General features: G+C 42.2%; 26 protein-coding genes. All 26 read left to right on the top strand.

Annotated features, from left to right (window positions below):
• Positions 1–111: 111 nt before the first annotated feature.
• The 26 genes from ACFSBH_RS21220 (at position 112) to ade (ACFSBH_RS21095) (ending at position 26,447) form a co-directional block, all read left to right on the top strand.
• Positions 112–1,287, top strand: a complete 1,176-nt coding sequence (locus ACFSBH_RS21220) for a M20 metallopeptidase family protein (RefSeq protein WP_379599641.1) — start codon at positions 112–114, stop codon at positions 1,285–1,287.
• Positions 1,288–1,721: 434 nt separating this feature from the next.
• The gene (locus tag ACFSBH_RS21215) at positions 1,722–2,096 is read left to right on the top strand and encodes a Na-translocating system protein MpsC family protein (RefSeq protein ID WP_251512287.1); all 375 of its coding nucleotides are present in this window, start codon (positions 1,722–1,724) and stop codon (positions 2,094–2,096) included.
• A 428-nt stretch (positions 2,097–2,524) separates the two neighbouring features.
• On the top strand, positions 2,525–4,051 hold the full coding sequence (locus ACFSBH_RS21210) for an NCS2 family permease (RefSeq protein WP_379599639.1): 1,527 nt from the start codon (positions 2,525–2,527) through the stop codon (positions 4,049–4,051).
• 378 nt (positions 4,052–4,429) lie between these two features.
• Positions 4,430–5,911 carry an allantoinase AllB gene (gene allB, locus ACFSBH_RS21205; RefSeq protein WP_251512285.1) on the top strand — a complete coding sequence of 494 codons (1,482 nt, stop codon included), beginning with the start codon at positions 4,430–4,432 and terminating at the stop codon, positions 5,909–5,911.
• Between the two features lie 16 nt (positions 5,912–5,927).
• Positions 5,928–6,521 carry a cysteine hydrolase family protein gene (locus ACFSBH_RS21200; RefSeq protein WP_251512284.1) on the top strand — a complete coding sequence of 198 codons (594 nt, stop codon included), beginning with the start codon at positions 5,928–5,930 and terminating at the stop codon, positions 6,519–6,521.
• A gap of 9 nt (positions 6,522–6,530) precedes the next feature.
• The gene (locus ACFSBH_RS21195; RefSeq protein ID WP_251512283.1) at positions 6,531–7,100 is read left to right on the top strand and encodes a UbiX family flavin prenyltransferase; all 570 of its coding nucleotides are present in this window, start codon (positions 6,531–6,533) and stop codon (positions 7,098–7,100) included.
• Positions 7,097–8,443, top strand: a complete 1,347-nt coding sequence (locus tag ACFSBH_RS21190) for a UbiD family decarboxylase (protein WP_251512282.1) — start codon at positions 7,097–7,099, stop codon at positions 8,441–8,443. Before ACFSBH_RS21195 ends, ACFSBH_RS21190 begins: the two co-directional genes overlap by 4 nt.
• A gap of 30 nt (positions 8,444–8,473) precedes the next feature.
• On the top strand, positions 8,474–8,737 hold the full coding sequence (locus ACFSBH_RS21185; protein ID WP_251512281.1) for a BMC domain-containing protein: 264 nt from the start codon (positions 8,474–8,476) through the stop codon (positions 8,735–8,737).
• 55 nt (positions 8,738–8,792) lie between these two features.
• The gene (locus ACFSBH_RS21180) at positions 8,793–9,737 is read left to right on the top strand and encodes a hypothetical protein (RefSeq protein WP_379599635.1); all 945 of its coding nucleotides are present in this window, start codon (positions 8,793–8,795) and stop codon (positions 9,735–9,737) included.
• Between the two features lie 8 nt (positions 9,738–9,745).
• Positions 9,746–10,162 carry a BMC domain-containing protein gene (locus ACFSBH_RS21410; RefSeq protein ID WP_465264483.1) on the top strand — a complete coding sequence of 139 codons (417 nt, stop codon included), beginning with the start codon at positions 9,746–9,748 and terminating at the stop codon, positions 10,160–10,162.
• A gap of 33 nt (positions 10,163–10,195) precedes the next feature.
• Positions 10,196–10,474, top strand: a complete 279-nt coding sequence (locus ACFSBH_RS21170) for a BMC domain-containing protein (RefSeq protein WP_251512279.1) — start codon at positions 10,196–10,198, stop codon at positions 10,472–10,474.
• Positions 10,475–10,476: 2 nt separating this feature from the next.
• On the top strand, positions 10,477–11,229 hold the full coding sequence (locus ACFSBH_RS21165) for a hypothetical protein (RefSeq protein WP_379599633.1): 753 nt from the start codon (positions 10,477–10,479) through the stop codon (positions 11,227–11,229).
• 4 nt (positions 11,230–11,233) lie between these two features.
• Entirely contained in the window at positions 11,234–11,497 is a 264-nt protein-coding gene (locus tag ACFSBH_RS21160) for a EutN/CcmL family microcompartment protein (RefSeq protein WP_251512277.1), read from the top strand.
• Positions 11,498–11,518: 21 nt separating this feature from the next.
• Complete coding sequence (ade, locus tag ACFSBH_RS21155; protein WP_379599631.1) at positions 11,519–13,330, top strand: adenine deaminase; 1,812 nt, start codon at positions 11,519–11,521, stop codon at positions 13,328–13,330.
• Positions 13,331–13,340: 10 nt separating this feature from the next.
• Positions 13,341–14,024, top strand: coding sequence for a cyclase family protein (locus ACFSBH_RS21150; RefSeq protein ID WP_251512275.1), 684 nt, complete (start codon positions 13,341–13,343; stop codon positions 14,022–14,024).
• A 12-nt stretch (positions 14,025–14,036) separates the two neighbouring features.
• Entirely contained in the window at positions 14,037–14,654 is a 618-nt protein-coding gene (locus ACFSBH_RS21145) for a DUF1989 domain-containing protein (protein WP_251512274.1), read from the top strand.
• Positions 14,655–15,797 carry a M20 family metallopeptidase gene (locus ACFSBH_RS21140; RefSeq protein ID WP_379599628.1) on the top strand — a complete coding sequence of 381 codons (1,143 nt, stop codon included), beginning with the start codon at positions 14,655–14,657 and terminating at the stop codon, positions 15,795–15,797. It begins immediately after the preceding gene.
• A 25-nt stretch (positions 15,798–15,822) separates the two neighbouring features.
• Positions 15,823–17,163, top strand: a complete 1,341-nt coding sequence (locus ACFSBH_RS21135; protein ID WP_379599626.1) for a 5'-deoxyadenosine deaminase — start codon at positions 15,823–15,825, stop codon at positions 17,161–17,163.
• A gap of 72 nt (positions 17,164–17,235) precedes the next feature.
• Positions 17,236–17,724, top strand: coding sequence for a (2Fe-2S)-binding protein (locus ACFSBH_RS21130; protein WP_251512271.1), 489 nt, complete (start codon positions 17,236–17,238; stop codon positions 17,722–17,724).
• Entirely contained in the window at positions 17,721–18,332 is a 612-nt protein-coding gene (locus ACFSBH_RS21125; RefSeq protein WP_379599624.1) for a nucleotidyltransferase family protein, read from the top strand. The genes ACFSBH_RS21130 and ACFSBH_RS21125 overlap by 4 nt, the downstream gene beginning before the upstream one ends.
• 44 nt (positions 18,333–18,376) lie before the next feature.
• Positions 18,377–19,255: an FAD binding domain-containing protein gene (locus ACFSBH_RS21120; RefSeq protein ID WP_379599622.1), complete on the top strand. Its 879-nt coding sequence runs from the start codon at positions 18,377–18,379 to the stop codon at positions 19,253–19,255.
• On the top strand, positions 19,252–21,585 hold the full coding sequence (locus ACFSBH_RS21115) for a xanthine dehydrogenase family protein molybdopterin-binding subunit (protein ID WP_379599621.1): 2,334 nt from the start codon (positions 19,252–19,254) through the stop codon (positions 21,583–21,585). Before ACFSBH_RS21120 ends, ACFSBH_RS21115 begins: the two co-directional genes overlap by 4 nt.
• Before the next feature lie 9 nt (positions 21,586–21,594).
• Positions 21,595–22,425, top strand: a complete 831-nt coding sequence (locus ACFSBH_RS21110) for an XdhC family protein (protein ID WP_251512267.1) — start codon at positions 21,595–21,597, stop codon at positions 22,423–22,425.
• Positions 22,422–22,736: an XdhC family protein gene (locus ACFSBH_RS21105; protein WP_251512266.1), complete on the top strand. Its 315-nt coding sequence runs from the start codon at positions 22,422–22,424 to the stop codon at positions 22,734–22,736. The genes ACFSBH_RS21110 and ACFSBH_RS21105 overlap by 4 nt, the downstream gene beginning before the upstream one ends.
• Before the next feature lie 391 nt (positions 22,737–23,127).
• Positions 23,128–24,501: an NCS2 family permease gene (locus tag ACFSBH_RS21100; RefSeq protein WP_379599618.1), complete on the top strand. Its 1,374-nt coding sequence runs from the start codon at positions 23,128–23,130 to the stop codon at positions 24,499–24,501.
• A gap of 191 nt (positions 24,502–24,692) precedes the next feature.
• The gene (ade, locus tag ACFSBH_RS21095) at positions 24,693–26,447 is read left to right on the top strand and encodes an adenine deaminase (RefSeq protein ID WP_379599616.1); all 1,755 of its coding nucleotides are present in this window, start codon (positions 24,693–24,695) and stop codon (positions 26,445–26,447) included.
• The last annotated feature ends 105 nt before the right edge of the window (positions 26,448–26,552 follow it).

Genomic DNA, 26,552 nt, shown 5'->3' with positions numbered 1-26,552 from the left:
TTAGCTATTGGGTGTATCTTTTAATTTTTCAGCAAAATTAATGGTATACTAATTCATTATAGAATGGACTCTGCTTATTACCGTTAAATGATCTTCAAAGGAGGAAACGAAATGAACATAGCAGAAATAAAAAATATGACTGCAGAAATACAAGAGGAAGTTATCGCTTGGAGACGTCATTTTCATCAACATCCGGAAGTAGCTTATGAAGAAGTGGAGACTTCACAATTTATATACGATACGCTAAACAATTTTGATGGTTTGGAAGTAACCCGTCCTACTAAAACAAGTGTAATGGCACGTTTAGTTGGAACTGGTGAAGGTAAGACAATCGCATTACGTGCAGATATTGATGCATTACCAGTTCAGGAAGAAAACGTATTGCCATATGCATCGAAACATCCTGGAAAAATGCATGCTTGTGGGCATGATGGGCATGCTGCAGTGTTGTTAGGTGTTGCCAAAATACTCGCTTCGAAAAAGAATGAAATATGTGGAGAAGTGCGTTTCCTATTTCAACATGCGGAAGAGGTTTTCCCTGGTGGTGCTTTAGAAATGGTTGAAGCAGGTGTGATGGATGGAGTGGACTTGGTTATCGGGAATCACCTATGGTCACCATTGGAAACAGGAAAAATCGGTATTGCAGCTGGCCCTGTAATGGCAGCGGCCGATACATTTTATATTACTGTTGAAGGTAACGCTGGTCATGCAGGTTTACCACATCAAGCGGTAGATGCCATAACGATTGCATCACAAGTGGTGACGAATTTGCAGCAGATCGTATCCCGAAATGCAGACCCAATTGAAAGTTTAGTCGTCTCCGTTACAAAGATACACGGTGGGACAGCGATGAATGTCTTGCCTGGTTCAGTAGAAATTGCTGGGACTGTCCGCCTTTTTACTGAAGAAAATAGGGACCTGGCTAAGACAAGAATGGAGCAAATCATCAAAGGGATAACAGAAGCCCATGGAGCCGCCTATTCTTTTGAATATCGAGAAGGGCCTGATCCAGTCGTTAATGATGAAAAACTAGCCGCCATCATAGAGGAGTCGGCACAAAGCTTGTTTGGCCAGGAGGCCGTTGTTCCTATGAAGCCAAATATGGGTGCTGAAGATTTCTCCGGATATCTGACAAAAGCACCGGGTGTTTACTTTTTCACTGGCATCGGAAATAAAGGTAAGGAAACGGATTACCCGCATCATCATTCACGGTTCAATATAGATGAAGATGCGTTAACAAACTCTGTTAATATGTTCGTTTATACGGTGATGAAACTGTTGGGATAAGGTAGATATCGAAGAAAACCTGAACCATGAAGCTGATTTTTCTTGCAGCTTATGGATCAGGTTTTTTGTGCTGTTGAACTAATGTGAAGTATGTCGAATTTTATTGGATAGCTCCACGACAAAATCAGTTTAACTTTACGGAAATATCGCAAGAGAAACCAGGTACCGACAAACTAAAACAATATTCAAAATCTGTAGAATATATAGAAAACTTGTTTACAACGTGGGGTTGCTATGGTACTATGGTGGGTAATACTGGGCTTCAATCAAATGACTCTTACGAAATGGTACAAGCAATAATGCTAGAAAGTATAACGCCACTATTATTGAAAAGCAACAACAACACTTCTTACGTATAACCTTAATTTTAATACTTACATACAAAACATCTTCAAAATGAAATTACAAAAAATGACAGGTAGGAGGCTGATACTATGAACACTATTTTAACCAAAGCTGAAAGTCGCTTACTAAAGAAAACGATTGCTCAAATCTATAATAAGATCAATCAGGAGTTTTATGCGACAGGTGTAGTGAGTCAACGGATTCAAATCTTTGATGATAGAATCATCATTTTTGCCCAACAGAAAAGAGTCGCTGCCTTTCACGTGTTAAATAAAAATTATAAAGAACTAACAATGTATGCAGATGCAGCCCTCATCGCTGAATTTAAAGTTAAATTGAAACAAGAAATCGAAGAAGTGACTGGACATCCTGTAGTAGCCGTCCTAAAAGATTATGATTCCGAAACTAACCATGCATGTAGTGTGATTATCTTTGATAAAGAAAGCTTTACACTGGAGAGCTAGAAGCTGTGAACGGTTTATACTCAAGTTTTTCCTAATATTTACTCCTCTTATTATAAAATCTCAACCAAAGAATGTTGGCATGTTCAATGGGACATCTTCATATGATTAAACAACCTATTCATCTAACTTCAATAATCTTCGAGGAGCATTACACGTATTTTCGTCTATTGTTCCTAGTTGTTTTTGAAGCGGTTACATGTAGTCTCTGTTTTACGGAGGCTGCTTGAACCGCAGATTTAGATTAAATCTAAGTCTGCGGTTTTTTTGGGCTCTTTGACAGATGGCATACCGAGATAGAAAAAACATTTGGAAAGATTATTTGAGGAGGGGGCGATCTAGTGAACATTTGAAAATAATTCAAAGGGGGAGCAGATGATTTTATTGTAAGCACTGCTATGTTTTAAACAAAGAATAGGGAGTTGGGAGAAATGAATAATAATACTTTTCATTACCCATTGTTTAAGAAAGAAGATATCGATGCTTTCTTTGCATTATTTCAAAACAATCTTGCAAACTTTGTCATCATTTCTGTGGCAATGCTTGGAATGGGCTACCCTGCAGATATAGTATTTGGCCGTGTGATTCCGGGAGCGGCGGTAGCTGTATTATTTGGTAATTTGTATTACGCCCATATGGCCAAAAAACTAGCTGTCAAAGAACAGCGTACCGACGTCACAGCATTGTCTTACGGGATCAGTACGCCTGCGATGTTTGTATTTTTATTCGGGGTGATGGCACCGGCATTGGCGTTTACGAATAATCCGGAGACCGCATGGAAAATCTCTGTAGCTGCCTGTTTCATAGCGGGAATTATTGAAGCGAGTATGGGGTTTATCGGTAAATGGTTACACCGGAATATACCAAGGGCAGCTATGCTTGGTGCGTTAGCGGGGTTGGCTCTAACGTTTATCGCTGGTGAAATGATGTTCAATACGCTGCAAATTCCTGTTGTCGGCCTTGTTGTATTAGCCATCATTATCGTTGGGATCATTGGCAAGATTGCGATGCCGTTCAAGATTCCAGCTTCATTATTTGCAGTAATTATTGGTACGGTGTTAGCTTATCTCTTTGGATATGAAAAGTTGGACGGAATATCTGAGGGACTTTCTCAATTTGGCTTTTTCCCATTCTTGCCGACATTAGCTACCATTGAGGGAATGGGACTCCTGTTCGGAACTTCGGTATCTATTTTTGCTGTAGTGCTTCCAATAACTATTTATAATGCAATCGAAACGATGAACAATGTAGAAGCTGTTGGAGCACTTGGAGATAAATATGATATTAAGGAAAGTATGATTGCTGATGGCGTTGGAACAATGATCGGACCAATATTTGGCGGAGCATTTCCAACGACTGTCTATCTTGCATCTACAGGCTCCAAATGGATGGGTGCGGGAAGAGGTTATAGTATATTGAATGGAATTGTGTATATGTTTGCAGCGATGTTCGGTTTGATCGCTGTTGTTTCTTCGATTATCCCGCTTGCTGCCATCGCACCGATTATGGTGTTTGTCGGGGTTTCCTTGATTGCAACGGCTTATCAGACCTCACATAGTAAATATTATCCGGCAATTGCAATTGCCATGATTCCGTATTTCTCCAACTACTTGATGACAAGATTTAATAACGAGGCAGGGGAAGTGGTCAGCAATATCTCACCAGCAATTGTTCCATTGGGGCAGGGGGCTTTAATATCGGCTATCATTTTAGGTGCCATTGTAGTATGTGTGATTGATCATGATTTTAAGAAGGCATCTCTCTTTTCATTCGCGGGTGCGGTATTATCGTTCTTTGGTATTATTCATGCCTCTGCAGTTGCCTTTAATGCATCTTTTGAATATAGCGTCGGTTATGTTCTGATTGGGATATACTTCTTGATTATGTCGAAATCAAGGCTTGTACAACAGGGACAGATGACTGATCAAGAAAAAATAATTGATAGAAAAGCGAATTGACATGTTGTTGCAAGAGTTAAAATATATGTATTAGTACCAAAAATCAGAATACGGCTTGACATTATGGAAAAGGTTTATTATTCTAATGATTAACCAACGAAAATAAGAAATTATCAAATATAAGACTGCCTTTATTGCTTAGGAACATTAGCGCAGGTCGTTATTGTTCCAGCACCTAATAAAGCGGTTTCATGAAATTTCTGTTATACGGAAGTTGTTGAACCGCAGATTTAAAATAATTCCTTTTGGGATTGTTTTAGGTCTGCGGTTTTTTATATTGAAAAAATATTAGAGAAGGGAGGGATGTCGGAAACTAGAACTAATTGGAAGTTTTGATATTTATTTAAACTACTATTCTAGTAAAAAGGGGAGAATTTAATGGATTTAATTTTAACGAATGCACTTATACCTCAAGGAGACCGAAAAGTAAAAACAAATATACTCGTAAATGATGGAAAGATAGTAGGCTTCACGAACGATGTGAGTACGCTGAAGGCGAAGGAAACCATTGATATAAAAGAAAATCTCGTCGTACCTGGATGTATCGACCCACATACACATTTTATGGATCCTGGTTTTACCCACCGCGAGACATTTACGACAGGCACTAGGTCTGCTGCTGCAGGGGGAGTAACGACCCATATTGACATGCCGTGCTGTAGTAAACCTTCTGTAAGAGATAGGGAAAGTTTTTATAAAAAAATTGAGCCGCTAAGAGATCAGGCTTATATTGATTACTGTTTCTGGGGCGGCATGACTGGTGAAGATGTACGGGAAGGCTGGCTCGATAATATTTATCCGCAAATTGAAGAAGGTGTCGTTGCATTTAAAGTTTATATGACACCGTCTGTGCCGACATTTCCAAAAGTTACTGATGGGGAAATGTTGGAGATTTTCCGTAAAATTGCACCAACAGGATTACCGATTGGGGTACACGCTGAGAATTATGACATTTGTACGTTCTACACAGAAAAATTGAAAAGTGAAGGCAGATTGGATGGTCCAGCTTGGGCGGAAGCAAGAATGTCACTGGCGGAAAAAGTGGCAATCCAGCTCGTCATCAGCTATGCGGAAGCAACGGGTGCACGTGTCCATATCGTTCATATGAGTACGAAGGAAGGGGTGCAACTCGTTCGCGAGGCGAAATTACGTGGCGTTAAAGTGACTGCAGAAACGTGTCCGCATTATCTTGTACTGAATGCGCAAGATTCCATGTCGGAGCGGGGTACCTTTGCGAAAATTGCACCACCTCTCCGTGAAAAAGAAGATAATATCGTTCACTGGCAGGCGCTTGCTGACGGTACGATTGATTTCGTCGGAACAGACCATGCCCCTTATGAAATTGCAACAGAAAAAGCTGCAGCAGATTCAACGATTTGGAACAGTTTCCCGGGCATTCCTGGAGTCGAGACAATGGTACCAATCCTTGTTAGTGAAGGTTTCAATAAAGGCCGTTTGTCCCTCTCCCGCTTTGTAGAGGTGACGAGCAGAAATGCTGCAATCCATTATGGAATTTATCCGAAAAAGGGTGCAATTGAACTTGGCAGTGACGCGGACTTCACTGTAATCGATCTCGAACGTGAGTATACGATTGACGAACAAAAGACGGAATCCATGGCAAAATACAATCCGCTCCATGGTATGAAATTAAAAGGAAAACCGATCCAAACGATTGTCCGTGGCAAAGTTATTTATGATGAAGACAATGGCGGCATCGTCGGAAAAGCGGGTTACGGTGAATATGTGAAACGTCAAAGTATCCAGAGATTAGATCGCGAGATTAAATATGAGGTTTATGAAGAATCTGCAAAAGAGCTGGAAGAGAAGCATAGAATAGAGAAAGCGTTAGTAAGTAATTAGGAAAGGGTGGGTTGACTTGGCAGAATTGAAAGGTAAAAAACATGCGCTAGTGATTATCGATATGCTGAATGATTTTATTGGTGAAAATGCAACGCTACGGTGCCCAGATGGAGAAAAAATTGTCCCTAAAATTAGGGAAGCAATTGATTTTTGCCATGAGAATAATATTCAGGTTATCCATGTTCAAGAAGCACACCGAAAAAATGATGCGGATTTCAGAGTAAGACCAGTACATGCGATTAAAGGTACATGGGGCTCACAGTTTATTCCAGAACTTCAGCCGGAAGAGGATAAAGGTGATTATGTCGTACAGAAGCGCAGACATAGTGCATTCAGCTATACCGACTTCGATTTATTTTTGAGGGAAGAGTCGATTGATACGGTTGTGCTTACAGGGGTATGGACGAATGTATGTGTGAGAAGTACGGCTTCTGATGCTCTCTATCACGGCTATAACGTCATCGCTTTATCCGATGCAACTGCATCCAAAGATGAAGATATGCATATTGCGGGTCTCCGCGATATGGATTTATTCGGAGAGATTTTGACGACCGATGAATATATGAAAGCTGCGAAGCAAAAATTCTCCCAAAGTCAGCAAACGATATAAGGTGACTTTATGAGCCGTAAGATGAGAATCGTCGTCGGCATTACAGGAGCAAGCGGATCAATCTATGCTTACACATTGATCCGCGCGCTTCATCAAATGGGAATTGAAGTCCATTTAGTTGCAACCGAAATGGGAGTAAAGGTGATGCAATTTGAATGTGGCGTAGATATAGAGGATTTGAAGGAGTATGCAATTATTTATCATAATAAAAACTTATTTGCTGCGATTGCAAGTGGCTCATTCCAAACCGATGGCATGGTCATTGTACCTTGTTCGATGAATACACTTGGTGCCATCGCCAATGGAGTCGGTGATTCTCTTGTAAGCCGGGCAGCCGGTGTGGTGATGAAAGAAAGAAGGAATTTCGTAGTCGTGCCGAGGGAAGCTCCGTTCAACGTCATACATTTGAGGAATATGATGACCTTGGCGGAAGCAGGTGTATCGATTTTACCGGCAAGTCCTGGTTTTTATCATCAGCCGACAGAAATTTGGGAGTTGGTCAATTTTGTCGTTGCCCGGATATTGGACGAACTTCGGATTGAACATGAATTAATGGAAAGATGGGGGGAGAAAGAATGAATCCCCTAAATATGAGAGATTTACTTGCTGATTGGGAGAAGCGCGGACACCTCTCCCGTGTGAAACGGGAAGTAAGCCCAGAGTATGAACTAGGTGCAGTTCTCCGTGCATTAAAGGGGGAACGGCCTTTGTGGTTTGAGAAGGTGAAAGGTTATTCCGTCCCGGTAGTCGGAGGACTCGGAGGCAGCCGGAAATTGATGGCGGATAGTATGGGGTTGGAGGAATCGGAATTACTGCCAAACATGGTCAATTCCATCATCAATCCACTCCCCACCAATCTTGTTACACAGGCTCCGGTACAAGAAAATGTGATAACGCCTCCATTTAATTTAGGTGAACTCTTTCCGATTCCGACATTTCATGCAGAGGATGATGGGCCATATTATGTTTCCGGAATTTTAGTTGTAAAGGATCTCGATGGGAAAAAGCGATACACCTCAATTCGTCGAATGAAGTTTATTGGTGGTAATCGGACGAATATTGTGATCACCTCCCCAGAGCTTGCTGAACAGTATGCTTACTTGGAGGAGAGAGGGGAACCGTTGGAAGTCGCTGTTATGTTCGGGGTTGTTCCAGCTGTCATACTTGCCTCCCAGTTTAGTACCCACCTCTTTCATGCAGATAAATTGAATGTTGCAGGTGCCCTGCTTGGTAATCCACTTGATGTTGTCAAAGCGAAAACGGTGGATCTTGAGGTTCTTGCAGAAGCGGAAATTGTGATGGAGGGAAGAATTCTTCCACATGAACGAGATCAGGAGGGAGCATTCGGTGAACTCGGCGGATATTACGGGGGACATGGACGTGAACCAATTGTGGAGATGACAGCAGTGACGTACCGGAATAATCCAATCATGCAAACGATTTTTCCATCAAGTTCTGAAGAAAAATTATCTATGTGCCTCGTCAGAGAGATGACTCTATTCAGCACGGTAAGACAAGTCGTCCGCAATGTGAAAGCCGTTCATGTTACAAAGGCCGCAGCTGCACGGTTGCATGCCGTCATTCAGATTGAAAAGAGGTCGGAAGGTGATGCAAAACAAGCAGCGCTTGCAGCCTTTGCCAGTGATAAAGATTTGAAGCATGTCGTTGTTGTGGATGATGATGTGGATGTATTTAATCCTGAAGATGTCGAATGGGCGATTGCTACAAGGTGTCAAGCAGATCAAGATGTCTTCATCATACCAGGTGCAAAAGGTTCACCCTTGGAATCGTCCCATAATTTACGAGGCGTGTCTGCGAAGATGGGGATAGACGCGACGTACCCTCTGTCTGAGAAAGAATTATTCAGAAGAACATCTGTCCCAGAGCCATACGACCATATTAATTTGCAGGATTATCTATAGTCAGTTCGTGCATAAAGGGGGAGAGACAGTTTGAGTGCAATTGGATTAGTTGAAACAAGAGGACTTACAGCAGCAGTAGAAGCATTGGATTCGATGGCAAAAGCGGCCAACATCACTTTAGTCGATATGAAAAGAGTAGGATCCGGTTTAATCACCGTAGTTATTGAAGGTGATGTTGCCGATGTGAGTGCTGCAGTAGAAGTAGGCAGGTTGGCTCCAGAATTAGCAGGTGGAGAATTAATTTCTTTTAATGTCATCCCACGTCCACATTCGGAATTGAAGAAGATTCTCTGAACTGCTAAAAGGATGCCGGCCACTCCAGATTAATTGGAATGTGAGGTGAAGTTAATTGTCCGATGTCATGAAACAAGTCGTCCAGGAGATTTTACAAGGAAATAAAACAATTGTCTCCAGAAAGGTCGAGCAACCGAATAAAATAACTGAAAATCCTGCTCTTGCACATATTAAGCGGCCGAATTACCAGCGGATGCATAAAGAGGAGCGGCTTGGTTTCAAACAAAAGAATCCGAAATCTCCCACCATGGCCTCAAAACCTAAAGAGAAACAAAATCGGCCATCGCTCCAGCCGAGACAGTTCAATGAAGAATCAATATCTGCCTTGCGTTCCCTGGCACTTGCACAAGGTAAGGTACCGAACCAAAACTCCTTTACAGGCAATGATTCATCGAATGCATCAAAAATCATCGGAAAGACGAGAAATGGTGGTACTGTATGGTTTTTCCCGCAGTTGGTGACAGGACTAAGAAGCAGCTTCGGTCGAATGCTTAATAATGAGGCGGTTGGTGTAGTGAGTATGACAGAGTGTTTGCCGAGTCAGCTGCTGATGATCAATGAAGTGATCCGTAACAATCAAGGCATGAAATTCAGTGTGTCTTGGACGAAAGATGCTATATCAGCTTTCACGGCGGAACTTTATGATGAAAATACAGGTAGATTAGAGCAAGTCATGTTTGATCTATATCAACAACTGAATCGCCGTTCCCTCAAAGCTTTCGAAGCCTATACCTTGTCATCCCCTGATAGATGGCTTGCTGGCCATTTAGATATTGGCAAATCTGTGGAAAGTATTGCTGTCCTGGAAGGGATACCCTATTACACAAGCATTGTACTGATGGATACCTTGTTGAAACGTCATGATGGGAAGGATTTTAACTTTGAGATCCAACAAAATTATTTATTGTTATCTGGTAAGTATGACTTTGTTTCCAGTCTAATAGATGAGTTGAAAAGAGAGGCTGCCAGATTAATAAGTTTGGATAGGAGAGGAGGATGAAGTAATTGATGGCCTTGGGTTTAATAGAGACAGTAGGTTATACGACAGCGGTATCGGCCGCTGATGCCGCTGTAAAGGCTGCGGATGTGGAGATTATCGGACTGGAAAAAATAATAGGTGTAAAAGGCTATGTTGGTGTAACCGTACATCTTTCTGGAGATGTGGCAGCAGTCACTTCAGCAGTTGAAGCAGGTAAGAAACAAGCAGAAAAGGTAGGAGTCATCGTTTCAACAGAAGTGATTGCAAGAACACATCATGACGTGAATGCCAAGCTGTTGAGCAAATTCATGTTGAAAAATGAGCCAGAACCGGTGAAGCCAAAACGAGTAACAAAGAAGAAAGCTAATGATGGAACAAAAAATCAATCAGATTTAACTTCATCCCCAAGAACTAAAAAAAATAAAAAAGATGAGAATAAAGATTAAAAACGCTTTTTACAATAAGAGGAGGTTTTCCAAATGGGTGGAGAAGCTTTAGGGTTAGTTGAAACAAAAGGGCTTGTAGGTGCAATAGAGGCGGCAGATGCGATGGTAAAAGCGGCAAATGTTGAGATTTGCGGCTATGAAAAGATTGGGTTTGGACTGGTGACCGTCATGGTCCGTGGAGATGTAGGTGCAGTGAAGGCTGCGACAGATGCCGGTGCAGACGCAGCAAGCAGGGTTGGAGAACTGATCAGCGTTCATGTCATTCCGCGGCCACATAGTGAAGTTGAGCGTGCATTACTGAAAGGTGAATAAGTTTGCACAGCAGGCAGCGAAGTTCGGTAGTTGACGCAACTTTGCGTGAACTATTTATAAGAAATGTACGAACGGAACAAGCTCATCGTTCAACCATGCTAGTGCTGCTTTTCCATCATATGAACGAACTGCAAAGGGATTTTAAGGAGTTAATAGATTTTCATCAGCATGGAATCAGAATTCGAATCTGTCCGGCTGAACATCTTCTTGAACTCTATGATGTGACGGAGCTCGCCCGTCAGACAAGGATAGATGATTGGATAACATTGCAGAATGCCGAAAAACATAAAGAACAATTTGAACATTTTTATATACCGAACCTGCCATTTTCGGCCGTTTCGGATCTCGTTTCTTTTAATGATGCCCGGACTTCGATCAGGTTATTGTTATGGGCACTGATGAAGGGAAGAAGTGTCACTGCATTTTCCCAAGGTGCCGACCCGTATCATCCTGTTTGGCAGGAAGCCGATTTGCATCATGGGAATGCTTATTTGAAAAGAGAAATGAAACAACAATTACAGAAAGTCAGAGGATTAGGAATCCGACTCATAGAAAAAGAGGAAGATTTGCTCCAACATTTCTTGAATAGAACTGAAAAAGGAGTAAATCCAGTAATAACAGCAGATACCATTTTGAACTATGCAAAAGATGGAAAACGCTATATTGAAGTGGATAAAGGAACGATCATTACACCGCTGGCACGTGATACTGCCCGGGAATACCATATGGAAATTGGTGAGAAGGAAGGGAGATGATGGGATGGAGATGGGAATTGTAGTCGGTCGAGTGACTGCAACGAGAAAAGATGAAAATTTAGTAGGTACCAAGTTATTAATCACGCAATCTATCGGATTAGATGGAAATCCCCTCGACTCTCAGCCAATCATAACAGTGGATACCGTCGGTGCAGGTATTGGCGAAAGGGTGATTTATGTGAAGGGCAGTATGGCTTCACGAGCGGTCAAAAATAAAAATTCTCCGGTAGATGCTGCGATTGTCGGTATCATCGACAATTTAGAATGATATTAGGGGTGGTGATCACGTATGCAGGCAGAAAACATCAAACAAGCTATCCAATGGAGAAAGCTTATCGACGTGTTGCTTGATTCCAATCAATTTGCCGACCTCGTTTTAAAAGATGGTTTTGTCATCAACACGATTACGAGAGAAATTTATGAAGCCGACGTTGCGATAAAAGGTGAACATATTTTGATGGTTGGTGATGCGAGCGAATTAATCGGCAGCCGGACGAAGGTTGTTGATGTGAGGGGGAAGTTTATATCTCCTGGATTTATTGATTCACATATGCATTTTGAAAGTGCGATGTTGACATGTACAGAATTTTCCCGGTTATCGATTCCAACAGGGACGACTACAATTGTCGCTGACCCGCATGAAATTGGCAACGTGCTTGGAGTCCATGGCATGCAAGAAATGATTAAGGAAGCGAAAACATTGCCGAATCAAATTTATTTTACTGTTCCTGCGGCAGTACCGGATGCTCCGGGACTTGAAACAGCAGGTTTTGAGGTCAATAGTAAACATATGGCAGAACTGCTTAACGATCCATATGTTCAGGGCATTGGTGAGATTCAGAGCTTTAGTAATATCCAGCCGGTTTATGAAAATGCACCGGAATTGATAGATGATTTAGTTGCAGCTGTTTCCTATGCGAACAGTATTGGAAAAACGGTCGAAGGGAATGCTCCTGGATTATTTGGAAAAGAATTGGCAGCCCATATTATTAGCGGCGGCACCCATGTTTCCTGTCATGAGACGACGACTAAGGAAGAAATGATGGAAAAGCTGCGTTATGGAATTAGTGTGTTCATGCGCGAAGGCTCTTCCCAAAGGAATATGGCGGAATGTATCCGAGCTATCACGGAAGAAGGAATGGATTCCAGACGTGCGATTCTTGTATCGGATGATATGGTACCGGAAGATTTATTGAAAGATGGACATATGAACGATATTGTCAGACGTACGATTGCTCAAGGCATTGACCCGGTGGAAGCTATCCAAATGGCTACCATCAATCCTGCAACACATTTTGGATTCAAGGATGTCGGTCTTTTAGCTCCAGGAAAACGGGCAAATATTGCGGTAATTGATGATTTGAACGAGATGACGATTCATCAAGTGTATTTGAACGGAGTCTTGGCAGCTGAAAAAGGCGAACTGACGATAGAGCTAGGAACATATACGTATCCTGAAAGTGTGAAGAAATCTGTTAAGCGAGGCCCTGTACGGTTGGAAGACTTGCATATCCAAGCGAGCGGCAGCCGTGCCCGTGTACGTGCAATTGTCGCTATTCCGGATCAAAATCTGACAGGTGCCGATGAATTTGATTTAAATGTATCCAACGGAGTAGTCCAACCATGCTTGCAGCAGGATGTCCTGCCAGTTCTAGTTGTGGAAAGACATGGAAGAACAGGTAATATTGGAAAGGCGTTTTTGAACGGATTTAAACTGCAAAGCGGCGCGATTGCCGAAAGTGTTGCTCATGATACCCATAATATAATTGTGACCGGGACGAATTATGAAGATATGGTTACTGCAGTAAATCGCGTCATTGCGATGGATGGCGGTATTGCCATGATTAAAGATGGCAAAGTTGTTGGTGATCTGCCGCTCAGGGTAGGCGGTTTGATTACGGATGAGCTAAGCGGTAAAGAGGTCAGTGAAAAGATAGCAGAGCTTACGCGACTTGCTAAGGACGAATTAGGTTGTAGTATTCATGTGCCATTTATGCACCTATCTTTCTGGTCGCTTGTCACGAGCCCGGAATGGAAAATCACGGATATGGGGTTAATTGATGTCGATAAGTTCGAAATTCTATCCCCTGTTGTAAAATAGGAGGTTTAGTATGGCAGTTAGATTAGTTGATCTCTCACAGGAAATTTATCAGGGTATGCCGGTTTTCCCATTACATCAGCCTACATTGATATTTCCGAATCTTACTCATGAAGAAAGTATGAAAAAAGTAGGTTTTGAGTTTGCAACAAATAATCTATTAATCAATGAGCACGGTGCAACTCATACGGATGCAACATACGAATATGACCCGAATGGGAAATTTATTGATGAAATGCCTCTTGAATATTTCTATGGCCCAGCTGTTTGCTTAGATGTATCACATATTTCCCCAGACGACTATATTACACCTCGTGAGTTGGAGATGGCATTGAAACAATCACAGCAAGTCTTGGAAAAAGGTGATATTGTTCTGCTCTATACAGGGCACTATAACCGAAGTTATGGAACAGATGAATGGCTAACCCGCTACACTGGGCTTGATTATTATGGAGCGCGATGGCTTGCGGAACGAGGCGTTGTCAATATTGGAATTGATGCGCCAGCCATTGATAATCCAAAAGATCCCAAATTCTCCGGTCATCTTGTCTGCAGGGAATACGGAATCTCCAATACGGAAAATCTGGCAAACTTAAATGAGGTTGCTGGCAAACGGTTCCTATACTTCGGCTTGCCACTGAAAATTCGGAAGGGAACTGGGTCACCGATTCGGGCAGTTGCGGTCTTCATAGAATAAGGAGGTTTAAAAATGGTTTCTTCACAACAGAGAATCAAAGAAGAGATATTTATCCCTCCTTATGAGGGGAGAAGTGCTTTATTAAAGCCTGGAGAAGAAATAATCATTATTGATGTGGAAGGAAAACAAGTCGGAGATTTCGTCTGCTTCAATAGAAATGATCCGAAAGAGTTTGTGTCACCTGTCCATATGCGCGCATCACTGAGCAGTATCCGGTTGAAAATCGGCGATGGACTCTATAGTAATCGCCGTCGTCCACTGATGACTTTTACTGCGGATACAGTCGGAAAACATGATTTCTTTTTTCCCGCATGTGACTATTACCGCTATAAAATCGATTTCGGAGACGAAAACCATCCGAACTGTCATGACAATCTAAAAAATGCGTTGAAAGATTATGGACTTGATCATGAGCCGATCCCTGATCCAATAAATATTTTCATGAACAACGTATTGGATGACGTGGGAGATTATGAGATTCATGAACCACTATCGAAACCGGGTGATTATGTACGATTTAAAGCATTGGAAGAAGTCGTCATTGCCTGTTCGACTTGTTCTCAAGATATGGCCCCTGTCAATGGATGGAAAGTGACTCCTCTCAAAATGCAAATTGTGGAGGCAATATAAATGAAAGCTGTAAAGTTCTTACAGGAAATGATTCAAATTGATAGTTGCAATCCACCTGGAAACGAGCATGAAGTTGCAAAGTTTTTAGCAGAGCGATGTGAAAAAACAGGAATCCCCTATACCATCACGGAAATTGAGCCGAATAGAAGTAATTTCCAAATCGAATTAAAAGGTGAAGGCAAGGGGAAGATTCTGTTTTGCGGACATATGGACACTGTTTTACCGGGAGAAATACCATGGATATATTCTCCTTATTCTGGGGAAATCGAAGGTGACAAGTTATATGGCCGTGGAGCTTCAGATATGAAAAGCGGCCTCTCCGCCATGTTCCTTGCTGTAGAAACTTTATTTAATGAGCAAATCAAACTGGAGAAAGATATCGTTTTTCTTGCAACGGCTGGAGAAGAGGTGGACAGCTGTGGTGCTCGGGAATATTTGCAAGATGAAGGTTTAGAGAATGTAGAGGCATTAATTATCGGGGAGCCGACGAATGAGAAAGTTGTCGTTGGACATAAAGGTGCATTGTGGCTGGAAATCATCCTGCATGGCAAGACGGCTCATGGAGCCATGCCTGATCGGGGGATCAACGCTGTGGAATGGATGAAGCCCGTGATGGAAATGATTGAATCATTAAAGGGGAAGTGGAAAATATCCAGTGAACCGCTTGGAGAAAGCAGTATGGCGATAACGATGTTACAAGGTGGAGTTCAAACGAATGTGATTCCGGACCGAGCTAGTATGAAAATCGATATCCGGTCCATCCCTCCGCAATCACATGAACAGTTGCTGAATGAAATCAAACGGAACCTAAAAGAAATCTTTTCTAGTGAAGACGCTCCGGATTTTTCTGTAATGAAGTTATTGGACCGTCCATCGATTCTAACCGAAAAGTCACATAAGCTCATTACGACAGCGTTACAGTTGAAAGAAGAGGATTCCGTACACGGAGTTTCCTATTACACAGATGCTGCGGTATTAAACCCAGCGAGCCTTATTCCAACTCTGATTTATGGGCCAGGTGATGAGAAGCTTGCCCATCAGCCGAACGAATATGTTGATATCTATGCATATATGCGTTCCATCGTTTTTTACAAAGAATTGGCATTACGTCTTGCCGGTCAACCGATTTCAAGTAAGGAGTGAAACTAAAATAAACTGGGGGAATTCCATGGCGAGTGTGTTAATTAAAAATGCACAAATCATTACGATGAATGCTGGGGAAGAAATTCTTGAAGGTGACTTGTATATAGAAAACGACAGAATCATGCAAGTCGGTGGTGATTTAGGTTATGCCGCGGATCAAATTATTGATGCAAAGAATAAGACAGTAATTCCCGGATTCATCCAAACCCATATCCATCTGTGTCAAACGCTATTCCGTGGCCAAGCTGATGATCTGGAATTAATGGACTGGCTGCAGAAGAAAATTTGGCCGCTCGAAGCTGCCCATGATGAGGAATCCAGCTATTATTCCGCCATGCTTGGGCTTGGAGAATTGATTCAAAGTGGTACAACGACCATTGTCGATATGGAAACGGTAAATCATACTGATGCTGCTTTTCAGGCTATGGCGGAAAGCGGGATCCGTTGTCTGTCTGGGAAAGTCATGATGGATATGGGAGAAAACGTTCCTGATTTACTTGTAGAAGATACGACGAAATCGATTCAGCAAAGTGTCGACCTTCTTGAAAAATGGCATCAGTACGATAATGGCCGAATTCAATACGCTTTCTGTCCACGTTTCGTCGTTTCTTGTACGGAAGAACTATTAACTGCCGTCCGAGATCTATCGAAGCATTATCAGGTAAAAGTCCATACCCATGCTTCCGAAAATAGAGGAGAAATTCAAATAGTCGAGATGCAACGAGGAATGAGAAATGTTGTTTATTTGGATCAGATTGGCCTTGCAAATGAAAATCTGATTCTCGCACATTGTGTGTGGTTGGATGACGAAGAAAAAAGGATTATTAAAGAACGTGGCGTGAAGATGAGCCATTGTCCTGGCTCCAATTTAAAATTGGCATCGGGAATTGCGGAAGTACCGGATATGCTTGACAGAGATGTGAATGTCAGTTTGGGGGCAGACGGAGCACCATGTAATAATAATCTGGATATGTTTAATGAAATGCGGCTTGCTTCATTGATTCAAAAGCCACATCTCGGACCTACGCATATGGACGCGCGGACGGTGTTCCGGATGGCAACGATTGGTGGGGCCAGAGCAGTTGGGATGGAAAATGAAATAGGCAGTATTGAAGTTGGTAAGAAAGCTGATTTAGCGATTTTGGATTTGTATAAATTTCATACGTACCCTTCATCTGATGTCGACCCGATTTCCCGAATCGTTTATTCTGCTACAAGGGCAGATGTGGATACAACGATTATCAATGGTAAAGTTGTTATGGAAAAAGGCGAAGTGAAAACAGTGGATAAAGATATTGTCTTGTATGAAGCAGACAAATCAATAAAAAGGTTATTAAAGCGAGTACCTTCCATTATGAAAGTATAAAGGAAGAATCAGTTAATGAGTTTTTGTAATATTTAGTAATTTAATCCAGTGTGAAAGTAGGGGGTGAACTGCTTGAAAGAAATTCAATTAAAAGTTAATGGTGAGGAGGTTTCCATAAAGAGTCCGCCTGCTTCAACTCTGTTGGATGTACTCAGAGATGAATTGGATTTAATTGGTGCAAAGGAATGCTGTGGGAAAGGTGAATGTGGTTCGTGCTCAGTTGAAGTTGATGGTGAAGTCGTTTGTTCCTGCCTTATGCTTGTCGGCCAAACCGAGAATACAAATATTACAACCGTGGAAGGTATCGGCCAAGTCGGGGGCATGGATGTCATGCAGCAGGCTTTTGTCGATGAAGGTGCGACACAATGTGGATATTGCACTCCGGGAATTATCGTTTCTGCGAAAGCTTTTATAAACAGCATCGATCATATCCCAACAGATGATGAAGTGAAGACAGCCCTAGGCGGTAATCTTTGTCGTTGTACAGGATATACGAAAATCATTAAGGCAGTACAAACTGCTGCCAGGAGACAGTTGGCAGCAGGAGGAGCGCCAGGATGACGGCAAGGAAAGTATCAGCAATTCTGCTTGCAGCTGGGTTTTCCAGCCGGATGGGGGAATTAAAAGCCCTGCTTCCTTGGAAAGGAAAGACGTTAATCGAGTACCAGATTGAACAATTGCTCGAAGTTGGCCTAGCTGAAATTATTGTTGTACTTGGCTATAGAGCGGAAGCGTTACAGAAAAGGATTTCAGCCTACGATGTAATTACAGTATTAAATGAAAACTACCCCAACGGAAAAAGTACATCTATCCAGAAAGGTGTTTCATGTGTAGCTGATGATATAGATGGAATTCTCGTATCTGCAGTGGATCAACCTGTATCCAGTGAGACACTGAGAATCCTTATACGTGCTTTCCATCAGACAAAAAGAAAAGTCCTCATTCCCGTTTATCAAGAAAAACGTGGTCATCCTGTTTTGTTTTCCGTTAGCGTAAAGCGTGACTTAATGAAGGTGAATGAAGAAAGTAAAGGATTACGGAATGTCATCCAAAAATATCATGATGCAATCGAGCATATCCCCGTTAACGAGCCACATGTCTTATTGAATTTGAACAACCTTGATGATTATCTTGTAGGGACTTCACTGGACCAACAGTGGAAAACATAGTTAAGAAATTCGAATGATATTTACTTTTTTCAAGGAGGGTTGAGATGAGAGTTTCAGAGATGGATATGTATTCGCCGTCGACGGTTGAGGAATGCCTTTACTTTCTGCATGAAGAAGAGAAATCTTCTCGTCTACTTGCCGGAGGGACAGATGCGGTCGTCCGCATGAAGGATGGTTACTTTCGTCCGGAAATATGGATTAATCTAAAGCGATTGGATGAGCTGCGTTTTATCTCCGAAGCAGAAAATGGGATTCATATCGGCCCGTTAACTACCCATACAGATATAGTTAAATCAGAGTTGCTTCAGGAAAAAGCGGATGTACTCGTTGGAGCATCTAGAGAGGTGGGGGCGGTTCAACTTCAAAATATGGGGACGCTCGGGGGAAATCTTGCTACTGCATCACCAGCAGGTGACACGATTCCTGCACTTTATGTACTTGATGCAAAAATAGAAATAAGCTCATTTCATGATAAGAAAGTCGTTCCTATCCATGAATTTTTTACGGGACCAGGGAGAACGGTTTTAAAGCAAGATGAGATGATTACCAATATCATCATTCAGCCTCAGGGAGAAAATGAAATTGGTATTTTTGAAAAGTTAGGTCCAAGAAAAGCCCAATCCATCTCGATTGTTAATGTGGCCATCAATTTGAAAATGGGGGAGAACCCGCGAGAGTGTCTCTCTGGAAAAATTGCATTTGGCTCTGTAGGACCAACAATCATTCGCTCTAAAAAATGCGAAAGAATGCTTACCCTTGGTCCATTGGATGAGACAGCAATCCAAAATATTGCCGGAGCAGCTTGGAAAGAAGTGATGCCAATATCAGATGTCAGAGGAAGCGCTAAATACCGGCGGAGTATGGCAAGTGCGTTGCTTGAAAGAGGTCTACACCGCTTGATGCAGAGGTGGGATGAAAGATGAGTAACGAAATAAAAGAAGTACAAACGATGAAGGAAGAACAATTAAAATGGGTAGGGAAACGAGTAAAAAGAATTGACGGACCAGAAAAAGTGACCGGAGAGCAGAAATATAAAACAGATCTAAAATTCCCGAATATGGTTTGGGGGAAGGTACTTCGGGCAAAGTATCCATTTGCAAAAATCAAGTCGATTGATATAGCAAAAGCACTGGAACATCCAGAGGTAATCTGCGTGTTAACACATAAAGATATACCAGGTTTCAATGGGTTTGGTATTGTAACACCTGATCAACCGGTGCTGTGTGAAGACGTAGTGAGATGTTTGGGTGATGCCGTCGCGTTGGTTGCAGCGGAAACGGAGGAAGCTGCCGAGGAAATTCTTGAGTTAATCCATGTAGACTATGATCCTCTGGAAGCTGTGACAGATCCGGAAAGTGCTATGGTACAAGGTGCTCCACAGCTTCACCCAGATGGAAATATCCATAGTCATATTACGATCCAAAATGGTGATATCGAGAAAGGGTTTGAAGAGGCGGATTATATTTTTGAGAATACATTCTATTCCCCTCGGCAAATGCACGCATTTTTAGAGACGGAAGGTGGCTGGGGCGTGTTGGAGGAAGACGGGTCCCTGTCGATTCATTGTCCATCCCAATATGGTCACCGGGATAAGCTGCAAATTGCACGATCTCTTGCACTGAATCCAGAGCGCATTCATATTTATTCCAGTCCCAATGGTGGAGGCTTTGGTGGGAAAGATGAAATAACCGTACAAATTTATTTAGCATTACTTGCGATGAACACGGGAGGCAGACCGGTGAAACTTCACTTATCACGTGAGGAATCGGTTGCAGCTGGGATTAAACGCCACCCTTTTAAAGTAACGGTGAAAACCGGAGCGAAAAAAGATGGTACGTTAATCGCTCATAAATTGCGGGCTGTTGCGGATACCGGGGCATATGCCTCATTAGGTGGTGCGGTTGTTGCCCTCGCAATCGAACATGGCGCTGGTCCTTATAAAATTCCTAATGTGGATATGGAAGGCTTTTGCGTATTTACGAATAATGGAATTGCCGGTGCTTTTCGCGGTTTTGGGGTCAACCAGGTTTGTGTTGGGATTGAGACACATATTGACCTGCTTGCGGAAAAAACTGGTCTCGATCCGATTGAAATCAGGAAGAAGAACGCTTACTGTCAAGGAGAAAAATCCAGTCTTGGGCATGTCGTCACCTCAAGTGTCGGTACAGTGGAAACGTTAGAGAAGGCGGAACAAAGTGAGTTATGGAAAAACAGGGACGTATATAAAGCTCAAGCTAGTGAACCGTGGAAGAAACGTGGTGTTGCTGTTGCCACATCTTTTCATGCCATCGGTATGGGTCTTGGTACCCCCGACTATGGTGCAGCTACAATCGAGCTATTGGAAGATGGACGGTTTAAAGTTGCGGTTGCCATCGAGGAAATCGGAACAGGAAATGGGACAGTGTACGCACAAGTTGCAGCAGAGCTTTTAAAATGTGATATAGAAGATATCGACGTTATACAGGGAGATACGACAGAGGCTCTGGACAGCGGAACAATTTCTGCATCGCGTTCAACATACACAGGTGGTCGTGCAATTGCTACTGCAGCTCCGAAAATGATCGGCTTAATGGCTGAAGCTGCGGCAGAAATCCTACAAGTTTCAGCAGACCAAATCGAGCTTTCGGAAAATAAGTTACATGTAGCTGGAGAGGAAAAACGTGCTGTAAATTATAAAGCAATTTATGAACATCTTTATGAAAAACACCAACCAATGGTGGTGGAGGGTCATTTCTACCTTCCAAGAGAAAAAGAAGAATTGAAAAATTCCGGTGGGGCCCCTCACCATTTTTACGGTTATATGACGCATGTTGTTATGGTAGAGGTTGATACATTAACCGGTGAAACCGAGGTTCTTCGGGTCGTTACGATTCCCGATTGTGGAAAAGTCTTGAATCCACAAGGACTGGAAGGGCAATGTGAAGGCGGAGCTGTCATGGGAATTGGCTATACGTTGTATGAAGACGTATTGATGGAAAACGGCTACAACAAAACAAAAAGCTTCACAGATTATGTAATCCCGACGATCAGAGAAACACCTGTCATTGAAACCATTCCTGTGGAATCTAATGAGAATAGTGGTCCTTTCGGTGCGAAAGGAATTGCTGAAGTAGTGATGATTCCGATTATCCCGGCGATCATGGCCGCAATTTATGACGCTACAGGAGCAAGGATTTATCAACTACCGGCAACACCAGAGCGGGTTTACCAGGCAATGCAAGCTACAAAAAAACAAACGCTGACTGCGAGGTGATGTGCCTTGATGAGTCGTCAACTATACGAAAGATTTTCAGAAGCTATCCAAGAACAGAAGGATGTTGCTCTCATTACGATTACTCGTCATACTGATAAAGCATTACTTGGTACGTCGTTGCTCTTAGAAAAGGATGGCACATTATATGATGAATATCAACTTCCCTCCGAGTTACAATCCGAAATCATTAAGTGCAGTTTGCCTTTACTGGAGGTTCGCAGAACAAAAACAATTGAGATTCAATATAAGGAAACAAAAGTTGAATGCTTCATAGAGGTCTTTCAAGCTCCGCCTCATCTGATTGTGGCTGGAGCTGGTCATGTATCTGAACCTGTCGCGGAAATGGGGAAGATGCTTGGTTTCTATGTGACGGTCATTGACGATCGAGAGCAGTTTGCAAACAGGGAACGTTTTCCTTATGTCGACAAGGTAGTTTGTGCACCATATATTGACTTTTTCCGTCACGTACCGATTACATCTGAAACGTATATTCTTCTGTTGACACGGGGACATCAATTTGATGTGGTCAGTCTGCAGGAACTGTTGAGACGTGAGGAGGAAATGGAACCCGAGGAGCGAACCAAGTATATCGGAATGATCGGCAGCAGAAGAAGGATTTCTGGTGTGTTTGAACAGTTGAAGACAGAATTCACGGACCATAATTTTACAAACATCTACTCACCTGTAGGATTGGATGTTGGTGCGCAAACGCCTGCGGAAATTGCAATCAGCATTTTGGCGGAAATACTAAAAGTAAAACATACTGCAACGGGCAACTCATTAAAGGAAAAAATCTCTAGCTATTCACAATTAAAATTCCGGGAGAGAGTAAGAAAATGAACAACATGGAGTTCTTCGATAAAGTCATGTCTGTACAAAAAGCAGGTAAGAAGGCTGCGGTTGCTACGGTCATTCGAACGAAAGGATCCACGCCTAGGAGTACTGGAGCGAAGATGCTTATCTTTTCCAATGGAGATATCTATGGAACGATAGGCGGTGGCTGCGGAGAAGGAGAAGTGATTGAAAAGTCTTTTATGGTGATAGAGAAAGGCAGGGCTTGCCAGCATCAGGTTGATTTAACAAAAGGCATCATGTATGAAGATGGCGGAATTTGTGGCGGCATCATGGATGTGTTTATTGAACCGATTTAATCAGTAAAAAATCCAATGCCAGCTTCTTTAATCGTAGAATAATTGATTATTGGATGGAATATATATAAGCAAAGGATATCCAATAATCCTGTGTAAAAAGACAAAAAATGCCAAAAGTATAGCTTGCTGGGCAATGAAGTGTATTTCGCTTTATGCCTTATATTGAGAGCGGTATCAACATTCTTGTTCTGTTTACGGAAAAGAAATGAGCCGCAGTAATCATCTTGAATTTCAGGAGTTTACTGTGGCTTTTTCTGTATAAAAAACTGCGAGAAAAACCTGTTCGAAGCAAAAATGTCTTGTAGGGGGGGTGAAGGAGAATAAAAAAATTTCGGTGTCAGGAACCCGCCATTGGTGAGTAACAAATAAAGTTAATAAAGGGGTGTGGAGTATGTCAAAACAGGCGGAAGAAGTAGTCCGAGGTAAAAATAATGTCCCACCGAATCAGAATAATTTACTGGAAAGATTATTTAAACTGTCTGAACGGGGTACAGATGTAAGAACAGAATTGATCGCAGGCTTAACATCTTTCTTGGCAATGAGTTATATTATTATTGTAAATCCGATGATACTGGCAGATGCAGGAATTCCGCATGAAGCAGCTTTTGCGGCAACGATTTACGCGAGTGTGTTCTGTACGTTCTTATTTGCGTTTTGGGTAAACTATCCCGTCGCTATAGCACCTGGTATGGGTCTGAATGCATTTTTCGCGTATACCGTTGTTATTGGTTTAGGGCTGACTTGGCAAACGGCACTTGGTGCTGTATTCATTTCCGGTCTCGTTTTCTTAATCCTTACCGTTACGGGAATACGGCAGAAGATTGTGGAGGGTGTGCCGACCCCATTGAAGTCGGCAATCGGGGTTGGTATTGGTCTATTCATTGCATTTATTGGTTTCCAAAACGCCGGTTTAATTGCCGCTAATGAGGCGACAGTCATTGGATTGGGTGATATTACAGCAGCAGGTCCATTAATTGCTGCGATAGGTATCGTGATTGCCGGGTTCTTTATGGCGAAGAAAATTAAAGGCGGACTATTGCTGACGATCATCATCACAACCATCATCGCGATGATTGCTGGTGTTGCTGAGGTTCCAAAAGCTGCGAGTGATGTTATCTCTTTCCAACTCCCTAGCGTAGCTGAAACATTTTTGCAGATGGATATTATGGCAGCCGTTGGCTATGGGGTGCTATCTGTTATATTCTCCTTTACGATTGTTGAACTATTTGATAACCTAGCTACATTAATCGGTCTTACTAAGAAAGCTGGCCTGACAGATGAAAATGGTAAAATCCAAGATTTAGATAAAGCACTTCAAGCAGATGCGGTTGGTACGATGGCGAGTGCTTCACTCGGAAGTACAGCACTTAATGCATATGTGGAGAATGCGACTGGTATTTCTGAAGGGGGAAGAACTGGATTAACCGCACTTACGGTAGGGGTTCTATTCTTATTTGCCCTGTTATTCGCACCACTCGTAGGCTTTATCCCAAGTGTTGCCACTGCGCCTATTCTGGTCATTGTCGGTGCATTGATGCTGACAGAAATCACGAATATTAAATTTGATGACTATACTGATGTTATCCCTGTCTTTTTAACAATCATTATGATGCCTTTAACATATAGTATTGCAACAGGGTTGGCATTTGGTTTCATCAGCTATACTGCATTGAAAATGATGACTGGCAGATTTAAGGAAATACACTGGATTGTTTATTTTATCACGATTGCATTCATCATTCACTTTATGGTCGGCGGCCACTAAAATAGGATGTTCAAAATGTCCGGTGAAAATGACTCTTCGCATTTCTTCGTTGGCTTGCTTTTCCGCTCCTCATGTACCTACAAACGTACATTCCGGTGCTCAAAGCTAAGCCGCCTCGAACTGCTCGGTCCTTTTCATCCTCCATTTTGAATACTTACTAAAAAATGATTGTGTTGGAAGGAGGGTGAATAGTGGATAAAAACAAATTAAAAAAGAGAATCGCAGTAGCTGCCAAGAAAACTCCTGCTGACACAGTTATTAAAAACGGTAGAATACTGGATGTCTTCAGCCATGAAATTGTTGAAGCAGATATCGCTATTGTCGATGGTGTATTTGCTGGAATTGGGAGTTTTGCAGGGGAGAAAGTCATTGATGCGAAAGGAAAGTTTGTAACACCGGGTTTCATTGATGGACATGTTCATATTGAATCCGCGATGGTTACACCTGCGGAATTTGCGAATGTTGTATTACCGCATGGTGTAACATCAGTCATTGCTGATCCGCATGAAATTGCAAACGTCAGCGGTGTCGACGGTATTAAGTTTATGCTCGATGCATCTGAAAATATTCCATTAAATGTATTTATCGGTCTCCCTTCCTGTGTTCCCGCCACCCCATTCGAGAATGCAGGGGCCGTGTTGACAGATGAAGACTTACTTCCTTTTTACAACGAGGAACGGGTGATCAGCCTAGGTGAAGTGATGGACTTCCCCGCAGTTTTTCAAGGAAATGATGCGATGCTCGACAAATTGCTGGATGCAGCAAGTAACAATAGAGTAATTGATGGTCATGCCGCTGGGGTTGATGAAAATGGAATAAATGTTTACATGACAGCGGGTATCCGTAGCGATCATGAATGTACAACAGCGGAACAGGTGAGAGACAGATTACGTCGAGGCATGTATGTCATGCTTCGTGAAGGGTCCGCATCCCGTGATCTAAAAACACTGTTGCAAGCAGTGAATGAGAATAATGCCCGACGCTGCTTGTTTGTGACAGATGATAAACATTTGGATGATTTGATTGAAGAAGGAAGCATCGATCATAATGTAAAGATTTCGATTGAGCATGGTATTCATCCGATTACGGCTTTTCAGATGGCGACATTGAATGCTGCGGAATATTTTGGCTTAAAGACGAAAGGGGCTATTGCTCCTGGATATGATGCAGATTTCTTGTTGTTGGATAGCTTGGAAGACGTTACAATTCATGAGGTTTTTGTAAACGGGGAATCGGTGGCGATGAATGGAAAAACTATGCCAAAAATAAAAAATACGCTCACTCCAGCTGAAAAAATTATGAATAGCATTCAGATACATGAAATCTCAACGGACGATCTGCGGTTGGAGATTGGCGAAAATCAGAAAGCAAATATTATTTCCGTCATCCCAAACAGTATTGTGACGGAACATAAAATCGATGCTGTGGATATAAGAAATGGTCTTTTTCAGCCTTCGCTTGAAAAAGACTATCTGAAGCTTGCAGTAGTTGAACGTCATCACCAAACGGGCAACATTGGTCTAGGTATCATACATGGATTAGGCCTGACTTCCGGGGCAATTGCAACAACGATTGCCCATGATTCACATAATATCATCGCTACAGGTACGAATGATCAGGATATAATGTTAGCGATAAATAGTATTAAGGGGATCAATGGAGGGATCGTTGTTGTTCATGAAGGCAAGCTGATTGCTTCATTGTCATTACCTATTGCTGGATTAGTTTCCGATCGAAGTTTTGAAAAAGTATATAGCGACTTGCAGCGATTGAATCAAGCACTTGCCCACATTGGATTTTCGGGCGACTTTAATCCTTTCATATTGCTGTCATTCATGGCTCTCCCCGTCATTCCAGAAATAAAACTGACGGATAAAGGGTTATTTGATGTAAAAGAATTTAAGCATATTCCCGTTGAGGCAGGAAAAATTTATAGTAGCAAGTAAGCTTGGCATTCACCATATATCTGGTGGATGCCAAGTTTTTTCTTTTCAAATTCTAATATTTCTATCATAATAAAAGAAACTATTCTGAATAAAAGAGGGGGAGCG

The sequence above is a fragment of the Oceanobacillus luteolus genome (genome assembly GCF_042678205.1).
GTDB classification, from domain to species: Bacteria; Bacillota; Bacilli; order Bacillales; family Amphibacillaceae; genus Oceanobacillus; species Oceanobacillus luteolus.
This window is presented reverse-complemented; position numbering and strand designations above follow the sequence as displayed.